9 protein-coding genes are annotated in these 10,309 nt (G+C 71.8%); all 9 read right to left on the bottom strand.

Annotation, left to right across the window (positions count from 1 at the left end; translation table 11 throughout):
• Positions 1 to 1,752 (bottom strand): PAS domain S-box protein (locus VFM98_RS05175; RefSeq protein ID WP_325108828.1); only part of this gene is annotated, 1,752 nt, incomplete at its 3' end.
• A gap of 137 nt (positions 1,753 to 1,889) precedes the next feature.
• Complete coding sequence (locus VFM98_RS05170; RefSeq protein ID WP_325108827.1) at positions 1,890 to 2,423, bottom strand: 3-isopropylmalate dehydratase; 534 nt, start codon at positions 2,421 to 2,423, stop codon at positions 1,890 to 1,892.
• Positions 2,416 to 3,699 (bottom strand): 3-isopropylmalate dehydratase large subunit, encoded by a 1,284-nt coding sequence (locus VFM98_RS05165; RefSeq protein ID WP_325108826.1) that lies wholly within the window; start codon positions 3,697 to 3,699, stop codon positions 2,416 to 2,418. Before VFM98_RS05165 ends, VFM98_RS05170 begins: the two co-directional genes overlap by 8 nt.
• 13 nt (positions 3,700 to 3,712) lie before the next feature.
• On the bottom strand, positions 3,713 to 4,699 hold the full coding sequence (locus VFM98_RS05160; RefSeq protein ID WP_325108825.1) for a tripartite tricarboxylate transporter substrate binding protein: 987 nt from the start codon (positions 4,697 to 4,699) through the stop codon (positions 3,713 to 3,715).
• A gap of 20 nt (positions 4,700 to 4,719) precedes the next feature.
• Positions 4,720 to 5,523: an HpcH/HpaI aldolase family protein gene (locus VFM98_RS05155; RefSeq protein WP_325108824.1), complete on the bottom strand. Its 804-nt coding sequence runs from the start codon at positions 5,521 to 5,523 to the stop codon at positions 4,720 to 4,722.
• A gap of 82 nt (positions 5,524 to 5,605) precedes the next feature.
• The gene (locus VFM98_RS05150; protein WP_325108823.1) at positions 5,606 to 6,385 is read right to left on the bottom strand and encodes an IclR family transcriptional regulator; all 780 of its coding nucleotides are present in this window, start codon (positions 6,383 to 6,385) and stop codon (positions 5,606 to 5,608) included.
• 76 nt (positions 6,386 to 6,461) lie between these two features.
• Positions 6,462 to 7,670, bottom strand: coding sequence for a class I SAM-dependent methyltransferase (locus VFM98_RS05145; RefSeq protein ID WP_325108822.1), 1,209 nt, complete (start codon positions 7,668 to 7,670; stop codon positions 6,462 to 6,464).
• Positions 7,667 to 9,814 (bottom strand): ABC transporter ATP-binding protein, encoded by a 2,148-nt coding sequence (locus VFM98_RS05140; RefSeq protein ID WP_325108821.1) that lies wholly within the window; start codon positions 9,812 to 9,814, stop codon positions 7,667 to 7,669. The genes VFM98_RS05145 and VFM98_RS05140 overlap by 4 nt, the downstream gene beginning before the upstream one ends.
• Positions 9,811 to 10,309, bottom strand: a 499-nt coding sequence (locus VFM98_RS05135) for an ATP-binding cassette domain-containing protein (RefSeq protein ID WP_414708985.1), incomplete at its 5' end; no start/stop codon positions are given. The genes VFM98_RS05135 and VFM98_RS05140, both read right to left, overlap by 4 nt.

Raw genomic sequence — 10,309 nt, 5'->3', positions numbered from 1 at the left:
GCTGCTGCGGCCCTCGCGCTGCACCCGCTCGAAGTGGGCCAGGCCCTGGCGGCGCTCGGCCTCCACGCCGGAGAGGATGACGGGGATGGACATCCGCAGCAGTTCCTCCTCGGTATAGCCGAGCATGTCCGCGGCGGCCGGATTCACTTCCAGGTAGCGGCCCTCACCGTCCACCACCGCCACGCCATCGAGCGACTGCTCGATGTAGGAACGCAGCTTGCGCTCGCTCTGGCGCACCGCCGTCTCGGCGCGCAGGCGCTCGGTCACGTCGCGCACGATGCCGCAGAAGAAGCGCTGGTCGCCCACCGGCATCTCGCTCACGCCCAGGTCCAGCGGGAAGGTGCTGCCGTCCTTGCGCAGGCCGACCACGAGGCGGCCGATGCCGATGATCTTGGGCTTGCCCCCGCGCAGGTAGTTGTCCAGGTAGCTGTCGTGCCGCTGGCGGTCTGGCCCCGGCATCAGCATGTTCACGTTGCGGCCGATCACCTCGTCGGCGCGCCAGCCGAAGATGCGCTCGGCCGCCGGGTTGAAGCTCTGGACGACGCCGCGGCTGTCGATCGTGATGATGGCGTCGAGCGCATGGTCGAACACCGCGCGCAGCCGCGCCTCGCTCTCCGCGCGCTGGGCCAGCGCCGATCGCAGCGCCTCGGTGCGCTGCTCCACCTGGTGCAGCGCGCGGGCGCGCAGGTTCGCCTGCAGCCCGAGCAGGCCCGCCATCAGGCCGCTGATCACGAAGCCGAGCGCCAGGATCACCCACGACTGGTCGGAGCCGAGGCTGGAGTCGAAGCGCGGCAGGGTCGAGAACTCGACGCTCCAGCGGCGCTGGCCGAAATCGAGGTCCGCGGTGCGCTGCAGCGTCGGCCGCCACCCGTCGGCGTCGGCCAGCTCGCGGCTGGTGAAGATCGGGACGCTGCCGTCGCGCACCCGCAGGGCCATCACGTTCGCATCGGAGCCGAGCGCGCTTTCCACCAGATGCATGGTGTCGAAGGCCTCGACCAGGAACCCGAGCACCGACTGCTGCCGCGCCACGCTGCTGGCAGGCACGGCACCGCCCGCGTACACCGGCACCAGGAGCGCCCAGACCTGCCCACCTGTGCCCCTGGGCGTGGCCAGGGTCAGCGGGCCGGTCAGCACCACGCTGCCGGATTCCAGCGACCGTCCCATCGCCTCCTGCGCGAGCGGATCCTCCTGCAGGTCAAGCCCCAGCGGGCGCCGGTCCTGCGGACCGAAGGAGCGGAAATAGGCCAGCGGATAGTAGAAGGGGCGCTCCTGCATCGCCCGCACGCCGTAGCCCGCGAGCCCTTCGGAGCGGGCCTGGCGCTCGTGCTGCTCGCGCTCGCGGGCCGGCACGCGCTGGGCGTAGGCGAGCCACAGCCGCCCGGGCGAGCGGGTGCCGGATTCGAGGGCATCGAAATAGTCGCGCCACTGCTGGCGGGTGATGCCGCCGCCGACGCTGAACAGGCCGGCCACCGAGCGCAGCAGGGTCTCGTCGGTCTCCAGGGCGTGGCGGATGTCGGTCAGGATCCGCGCGGTGCGGTATTCGAAGCGCCGCGCCTCCGCGCGCTGCGACAGGTCGCGCGCGACGTCCCACGACAGCAGGGTGACCAGCATGCCGACGACCAGCACCAGCATGACCAGGCCGAAGGGCCGCAGCATCCGGTGCGGCGCCTCGGCGGGCGGCGGCGCCTCCCCGGCGGGCGCCGCGGTGGGCCCGGGGGCGGGGGCCTGGTCAGGGACGGGAAGGGACGCCATGCGTGTTTCGGAGCACGCAAGAGTAGCACTTCGGCATTGCTGCGCCGAGGTGGAGCGCTGGGCTTCCGGCGCGCATTCGCGCGCGGTCAGGGCCAGCCTGCGGATTCAGCGCGCCGCGCCATCAAGCGCGCCCGGAATCAGCGCGCCGCGCCCTGCTGCCGGGCCAGCTTGCGCCGGGCATAAGGCACCAGGCCGCCGGCGGCCAGGATCTCCAGGGCGGTGGACGACAGGGGCGTCGCCGCCAGCACCTGGCCCGTGGCCAGGTTGGTGATGCGCGCCGTGTCCAGGTCGACGGAAAGCTGCTGGCCGGTCTGCACCGCCCGCGAAATTCCTTCGCACACCAGGATCGGGAAGCCGTTGTTGATCGCGTTGCGCAGGAAGTAGCGCGCGAAGGATTCCGCGATCACCAGCTTCACGCCGGCGCCGCGCAGCGCGAACACCGGGCCTTCCACCGTCTTGCCGCCGCCGCCGAAGTTGACGCCCGCGACCACGATGCCGTAGTCGCCCGCCAGCGCCCTGGCGGAAAACGAAGGGTCCAGGTCGGCGAACGCGGCCTTGGCCAGCTCCGCATCCGACAGGGCGCTGGAGCTCTTGAAGCGCGTGGGCATGATCTCCAGCGCCTTCACGTCGTCGCCGACCCGGTAGGCGCCGGCGCGAATGGGTTCAGGCATGGGCCGGCTCCTTGCTTGCGGGTTGCAGCGTGCGCGGGTCGGTGATGACGCCCGCGACCGCCGAGGCCGCCACGGTCTGCGGCGAACCGAGATAGACGGAGGAATCGGGGCTGCCCATGCGGCCCTTCATGTTGCGGTTGCCCGAGCTGATGGCGACTTCGCCGGCGCCCAGCACCCCGCTGTGCTCGCCCATGCAGGGGCCGCAGCCGGGCGGGAACACCAGCGCGCCGGCGTCGCTCAGCGTCGCGATGTGGCCCGCCTTCAATGCGCGCTGGTACACCTCGCGCGAGGCCGGCACGACCACGAAGCGCACGCCCGGCGCCACCTTGCGGCCTTCCACGATCGCCGCCGCCGCCGCCAGGTCCTCGAAGCGGCCGTTGGTGCAGGTGCCGATGAAGGCTTCGTGGATCGGCTGCCCGGCCTGCGAGGCGACGCTGTGGATGTTGTCCAGCGCGTGCGGGCAGGCCAGCAGCGGCTCGAGCGTGCCGAGGTCGACGTGGATCGTCTCCTCGTAGCGGCAGTCCGGGTCGCTGCGCACGGGCGTGAAGGGCCGCTGCGCGCGCGCGGCGGCGTACTCCAGCGTCACCTCGTCGGGCTCGAAGATCGCCGATTTGGCGCCCATGTCGGAGCAGTAGTTGGTGATCGTGAAGCGGGCGTCCATCGACAGCTGCGCAACGCCGGGCCCGCCGATCTCGATCGTCTTGTAGATCGCCTTGCGCTCGTAGCCGAGCAGCTTCATGAGGTGCAGCGCCACGTCCTTGGTCGTGACGCCGGGGCGCAGCTCGCCGCGCAGGTTGACGCGGATGGTGGCCGGCACCACCAGCCAGATCTCGCCCAGCGCCGCCGCCACCGCGGCATCGGTCTGGCCCACGCCGATCACCACCGCGCCCATGGCGCCGCCGGTGGGCGTGTGCGACTCGTTCATGATCACCAGCTCGCCGGGCAGCACCAGGCCGCGCTCGGGCATGACCACGTGCATGATCCCGCTGCCGACGTCGAACAGGTTCCGCACCTCGTACTTCTTCGCCGCCTTGCGGATGGCGGCGTGCACGTCGGCGATGGCCACCGTCTGCGCGGGGCTCTGGTGGTCGAGCGTCAGTGCCACGCGCTGCGGGTCGAACAGCGCCTCGCTGCCCAGCGTACCCAGGGTGTTGAACACCAGCTTGCCCTGCAGGTCCATGCTGGCGACCTGGTCCACCCGGCAATCGAGGAACTGCCCCGGCGCCACGGCGTCCAGGCCCGCGGCGCGCGCCAGGATCTTCTCCGTGATGGTCATGCCCATCGTGTTCTCACTCCGCGACGATGTTGGCCGCCTTGATGGTGGCGCCCCACTTGGCCGCGTCCTTGCGGATCAGCGTGGCGAACTGCGCCGGCGTGGTGGCGGCGGGCGGCTGCAGGCCCATGGTCTGGTAGCGGGCCTGGATCTCGGGGTTCTTCAGGACTTCGGCGACGTCCTTTTCCAGCTTCGCCGTCACGTCCTTCGGCAGGCCGGCCGGCGCCACGAGGCCGAACCAGTTGCTGAAGTTGTAGCTGGGCAGACCCGCTTCGGCCATCGTCGGCACCTCCGGCAGCAGCGGCGAACGCTTGGTGCCCAGCACGGCGAGCGCCTTCAGCTTGCCCGCCTTCACGTGCGGCAGCACCTGCGAGGCGGCATCGAAGTCCAGGTGGGTCTGGCCGCCCAGCACCGCGTTCACGGCATCGGCCGTGCCCTTGTAGGGCACGAGCTGCAGGTTGACCTGGGCGGCGTCCTCGAACAGGGCGGCGGCCAGGTGCGGCGCGCCGCCGTTGCCGGAGGTGGCGCTGCTGATCGCCTCCGGCGTGGCCTTGGCGGCGGCGATCAGCTCCTTCACGTTGCGGAACGGCGCGTCGGGCTGCGCCACCAGCACGAAGTCGACCGCGGCGGTCTGGGTGATCGGCGCGAAGTCCTTCACCGGGTCGAAGCGCATGTGCTTGTACAGGTGCTGGTTGACCGTGAGGTTGCCGGCGGTCGCCATCAGCAGCGTGTAGCCGTCGGCCGGCGCCTTGGCCACGAACTCGGAGCCGAGCAGGCCGGCGGCCCCGGGCTTGTTCTCCACCACCACCGGCTGGCCCCACTTCTCGGCGAGCTGCTGGCCGATCAGGCGCGCGACCACGTCGGTCGGGCCACCGGCGGTGAAGGCCACGACGATCTTCACGGCCTTGCTCGGATAGGCACCTTGCGCCAGGGCGAAGGGAACGGCGCTGACGGCGGCGGCGGCCACGAGGGCGCGCGCCAGGGTGCGGCGGGTCGACTGCATCTGGGGTTCTCCGTAAGGGTTCAGCGGGAAAGGGTGGCGACGTTCCTGGCCTTCTGCGTGCAGGCAGCCATCAGGAACGACAGGTCGGTGCCGGTGGAGACGAAGCGCGCGCCCATGCGCACGAACTTCTCCACCAGGTCGGGCCGCGAGGCGAGGCCGCCGATGCCCACGTGCTTGCCGTGCGCGCGGCAGGCGGCGATGGTGCGCTCGTAGGCGGCGGCGACGCGCGGATCGTCGTACTGGCCCGGCACGCCCCATTCGGCGGTGAGGTCGTTGGTGCCGACCAGGAGCATGTCGACGCCCTCGACGGCGGCGATCTCCTCGACGCGCTCCAGGGCCTGCGCGGCTTCCATCATCACGATCACCATCGTGGCCCGGTTGAGGGCCAGGTTGGCGGGCACGGTGGGGAAGCTGCGGTATTGCAGGTGCGGCAGGCCGCCGTTGGCGGAGCGCTCGCCCTCGGGGGCGAAGCGGGCGTAGCGCACCACCTCGCGGGCCTGTTCGGCGCTGCGCACGTGCGGGGCGATCACGCCCAGGGCGCCGGCATCGAGCACGCGCGAGATGTACTCGGGGGTGTTGGCGGGCACGCGCACGAAGGCCGGGATGCCGATCTCGAGGGCGGCCATGCAGATCTGGCTGGCGGTCTCCAGCGAGAAGGAGCAGTGCTCCATGTCGATGTAGAAGGTGTCGAAGCCGGCGGACTTCGCGATGCGTGCGATCTCCACGCCGCGCACCAGGCGCACCATCATCGAGGCCACCACTTCGTCGCGGGCCAGTTTCTCCTTCACGCCGTTGCGAAGGATCTCGTCGAGGGAGGGAGTCATGCGTTCCGGCTGTTGCGCCGGTCTATTCCTAAAAGATTCTCACATTGTAGGAGACTTTTTTCGAAAAACGCAAGTTGACGCCCTACCCCAGCGCCCGCGCCGGCAGGTCCACCACGTTGGAGCTGGCGGCGATGCCGCGCGAGATTTCGGCGGCTGCCGTCATCAGCGCCGGCGCCAATGCCTTGAATTCGGCCAGCTGCGAGGAGTGCATGGAGGTGGCCAGGGCGATGCTGCCCAGCACCTCGCCGTCCTTGTTGAACAGCGGCGCGGCCAGGCCGGCGATGCCGGAGCGGTACTCGCCGGCGGTGAAGCTGCAGCCCTGCTGCCGGATCGCCGCCAGTTGCGCGCGCAACGAGTCCCAGTCGGGCCCCAGGCCGGCGGCCACGATGCGTTCGCGCTGCTTGTTGAACACGCTGCGCAGCTGGTGCACCGGCAGGTGGGCGAGGATCACGTTGGCGGAGGCGCCGGCGACCAGCGGGCGCTGCTCCCCGCGCCCGAACAGGCCGGGCGGCGCGTCCTCGGTCGCGACCTGCTGCACGCACATCACCGAATCGCTGTACAGAACCGACAGCAGCGCGCTGTAGCCGGTGCTCCGCGACAGCGCGGCCACCACCGGGCTGCCGATGCTGTAGACGGGGTCCGACACGCGCGAGATGCGGTCCAGCGCCAGCACGCGCGGGCCCACGACATAGGAGCCGCTGCCCACGCGCGCCAGCAGGCCGGCCTGGTGCAGCGACTTGAGGTATCGGTAACAGGTGGACGTCGGCAGCTCGAAGCGTCCCGCCAGTTCGTCGGCGGACCACACGGGGGCTTCGACGCTGAACGCGTCCAACAGGGAGAGCATCTTGTCCTGGCTGCTCATGCCGGTATTGTCCAGCATGGGACCGGAGCCTGGGCGCAGCTCAGGCTACCGGGCGCAGCGCAGGCCCAAGCGCAGCTCAGACCGGCACCGGCTCCCAGCCCAGGGGTGCCACCGCGCACTGCGTGAAGTCGGCCGGCACGCCGGGCGCACCGCCGCGGCAGAAGTGCAGGACGCCCCAGTCGAAATGGCCTTCGAGCTGCTGCGGGGTGGCCGCGGCGCAGCGCGCTTCGGCCTCGGCCCAGAACTGCCCCGGCGTCAGGCCGGTCGGCCGGATGTGCTCGTCGGACAGGAACGCACGGGCATAGCCGATGTCGAACGGCCGCCGCTGGCGGAAAAAGGACACTTGCGACGGCACCACGCGCGGCGGCGGCGCCCCGCCCTCCGCGCCGAAACGCTGCGTCGGATCGTGCCGCTGCACGTCGGGCGCATCGAGCGCCTCGAACAGCAGCGACAGCCGCCGCGCCAGCGCCTGCACCTGCAGCGGGAAGGGCTGCGCGTCCTTGCGGCCCAGGACGGAATCGCGTCCCAGCACGTAGGCGAGCGGATGCGCGTCGTCGAGGTCCATCGACGACTGGATCACGAAGAAGCTGCCGCCCGCCGCCAGCACACGGGCGATGCCGCGGCACACCAGCACGTCGTCCAGCCAGTGGATCGCCTGCGACAGCGTGACCACGTCGTACTGCTCGTCGCTGTACATCAAACGGTTGGCGGATTCGTGGATCGCGTCGAGCGCGAGCCCGCGCCCGGCCGCCGCGTCCCGCGCGGCCTGCACGAAGCCGCGCGAGAGGTCCATCAGCGCCACGTGCGGCGAAACGCGCGCGAACTGCAGCGCGAGGCTGCCGGGCCCGCCGGCCAGATCGAGCACGCGCGTGTCGGGGCCGATGCCGCCCTGCTGCACGATGAAGCGCGCGAGCTGGGGCGGGAAGGGCCGGTGCGTCAGGTAGTCCTGCGCCATGCGGGCGTCGTAGCGCGAGACGTCGTCCCTGGTTCCGATCAGCACGCCGGCCTGGCGCATGTCGGCCACGGCCTTGAGCAGGCGGTTGCGCTCGGCCTCCTGCGGCTCGGCGGCCGTGAGGCGGAAATACGCGTCCACCGCCTGCTGGCCGGTGGCTCCCTTGGGGCCGGAGAAGAGCGACAGCAGGATGCGATAGCGCTGCGACAGCCAGAACTGCAGGTAGGGCTCGGTTTCCTGCGCGACGTAGGGGCGCCCGTCCTGGCTGAAGGCGAGCACGAAGTTGGGCGAGGCGCGCAGGCGCTCGCGCGCGAGGGCGGCGATCGGTTTCATGGGTGGGCGATGACCATCAGGGTCGGGGCACGTTCGAAGGCGCAGCGCAGGCACCGCGCGAGGGTTTCGGGATCGAGGGCGGCGAAGCTTTCGTCCAGCACCGTGAGCGGCGCCTTCTGCAGCAGCGCGCGGGCCAGGAAGATGCGGCTGCGCTCGCCGTGCGAGAGCTGCCAGCCGGTTTCGCCGACGGTCTGCGCCAGGCCGGCCGGCATGCGTTCCAGCAACTCGCCCAGCCCCAGCTCCTCGCACAGCGCGCGGGCTTCCTGCAGGTCTTCCTCGCTGGCGGGCCAGTTGCGCCCCATCAGCAGGTTGAAGCCGAGGGTGCCGGAGAGGATGTGGTTCTCGTGGAATTGCGGCGCCTCGGCCGCGAGGCGGTGCCAGTTGCGGCCCAGGGTCTGGCGGTCCAGGCCATCGAGCAGCAGCGAGCCCGAGGCGGGCGCGCGCAGGCCGGTGAGCAGGGCCGCGAGCGTGGACTTGCCGCCGCCCGAGGAGCCTTCCAGCAGGATGCGCTCGCCATGGTGGATCGCCAGGTCGACGTCGCGCAGCACCGGCTTGGCCGCCTCGCGGTACTGGAAGCTCAGTTCGCGCGCATCGACCAGGCGGCGCGGTGCGCCCTCGTCGCGCGCCGGCGTCGTGGCCGGCAGGAAGGGTTCGCGCGCGGCCTCCTCGCCGGCGACGAAGAAGGCCGAGACCTGCTTCCAGGCCACCGCGGCGCGCGCCAGCGCAGAGATCCCGTCGGAGATGCCGCCCAACGCGCGGCTCGCCATCAGCATGCCGCCCAGCGCGATGGCGATGTCCGTCGGGGACGCGGTGCCGGCCACGAAGGCCGGCGCGAGGCCGCCGAGCGCAACGAGCATCCAGCCGCGCGGCATCACGCCCACGATGGGCAGGATCGCGCGATCCATGCTGCGCGAGCTGCGCAGGTAGTTGCCGAGCTCCTGGTCCTCCTCGTGGTCGCGCCGCGCGCGCTGCTCCTGCGCCAGCCGCGTGCGGTGGCCCACCATGCGCTCCACCAGGGCCTGCGTCATGCGCAGGCGCTCCAGCGTCCAGGCGCGCAGCCGCCCCAGGTAGCGCAGGCCCAGCACCAGTGTCAGTGCGGCCCAGGCGAGCAGCAGCACGACGTGGACCCAGCCGCCCGCGCCCGCGGCCAGGATGCTGGCGGCGAACAGCAGTTCGAGCAGCGCCACCAGCACGCCGAAGCCGCCGTTGAGGGCCAGCGATTCGAGCGCCTGCGATTCCAGCACGCGCGCGAGCAGCTCGCCCGCGCCCTGCCGCCGCACCGTCTCCACGTCGGCGCGCAAGGCCCCGGCCAGCAGGCGCGACTTCATGATGCGGCCGGCATCGATCGCGAAGCGGGCATCGAGCCAGCCGCTGAGCCATTGCAACGGCACCAGGGTCGCGAGCAGCAGCGTCCAGGCCATGAGCCAGCCGGTGTCGACGTTGCCGTGCAGCGTGCCATTGCCGATCAGCGTCCAGGACAGCACTTCGAGGCCGTAGAACAGGCCGAACGCGGCAACGATGGGGAAGATCCGTTGGCGCAGGCCTTCCTGCGCGAGCTGTTCCCAGAAGCCGCGCGAAGGGGCCAGGCGCAGCATCCAGCACGACGCCACCTGGCGTTCGGCCAGCCGTTCGCGCAGCAGCGCGGAGCGCACGCTGGCCTGCCGTTGGCTCGGCACCGCCGCGGCGGCCAACAGCTTGTCGATCTCCTGCGCGTACGGGGCCTCGAGCCGCGCGCACAAGGCGCGCCGCAGGTCGGGAATGGCAAGCCGGTGCAGGCGCAGGTCGGGCCCGACCAGATGGGCGCGGTCGCCGCGCGCTTTCACCAGCAGCAGGAAGCCGGCGCCGGCGCCAGCGGGATCTTCCACCCGCAGCAAGGCAGGCGCGGCGCCGCGCAGCAGGCCTTCGAGTTCCGGTGCCACGGCGTCCAGGCCTTCGGCTTCCAGCCCGAGGCGCTGCGCCGCCCATTCGAGCCAGCGGCCCTGCTCCGCCTCGCCGTCGGCGGCCAGGGTGGCGGGCACCTGCGCGCCCTCGCCCGCGGCCACGCGCAGCCGCGCACGGCGGGCCAGTTCCTCCAGCGCTTCGCCCAGGCGCGGCACGGGCCACAGCAGCGCCTGCAAGTCGATGGTCTCCTCGCGCGCGCTCATGCCGCCGCCCCTTCGCCCGCGTGCAGCGCGCCATCCTCGACCCGGATGCGGCGCCAGGCCGCGTCCTGCCACAGCTGCGACTGCACCTCCTCCTCGGCCTGCAGCATCGCGCGGTAGCGCGAATCCTCGCGCGCCAGTTCGCGCGGCGCTCCGTCCTCGACGATGCGGCCGCCTTCCACCACCAGCACGCGGTCGAAGGACTGGGTCTCGGTGACGTCGTGCGTCACGCACAGCAGCGTCGCGTGCCGCCACCAGGTGCGCGCTTCGGCCAGCAGCGCGCGGCGCTGGCCGCGGTCCAGGCCGCGGAAGGGTTCGTCCAGCAGCGCAAGCCGCACGTCGCGCTGCAGGAAGGCGCGCGCCAGGCGCACCCGCTGCCCCTCGCCGCCGGAGAGCAACGCGCCGCCCTCGCCCAGCCAGGTCTGCAGCCCCTGCGGCAGCTTCTGCAGCACGGCGCGCAGGCGCGCCGCATCGAGCACGCCGCCCACGTGTTCCAGC

This window comes from Ramlibacter sp. (assembly GCF_035706265.1).
In the GTDB taxonomy this organism is placed as follows: domain Bacteria; phylum Pseudomonadota; class Gammaproteobacteria; order Burkholderiales; family Burkholderiaceae_C; genus Ramlibacter.
Note: the sequence above shows the minus strand (reverse complement) of the source record. Positions and strands in the feature narration are given on the sequence as shown.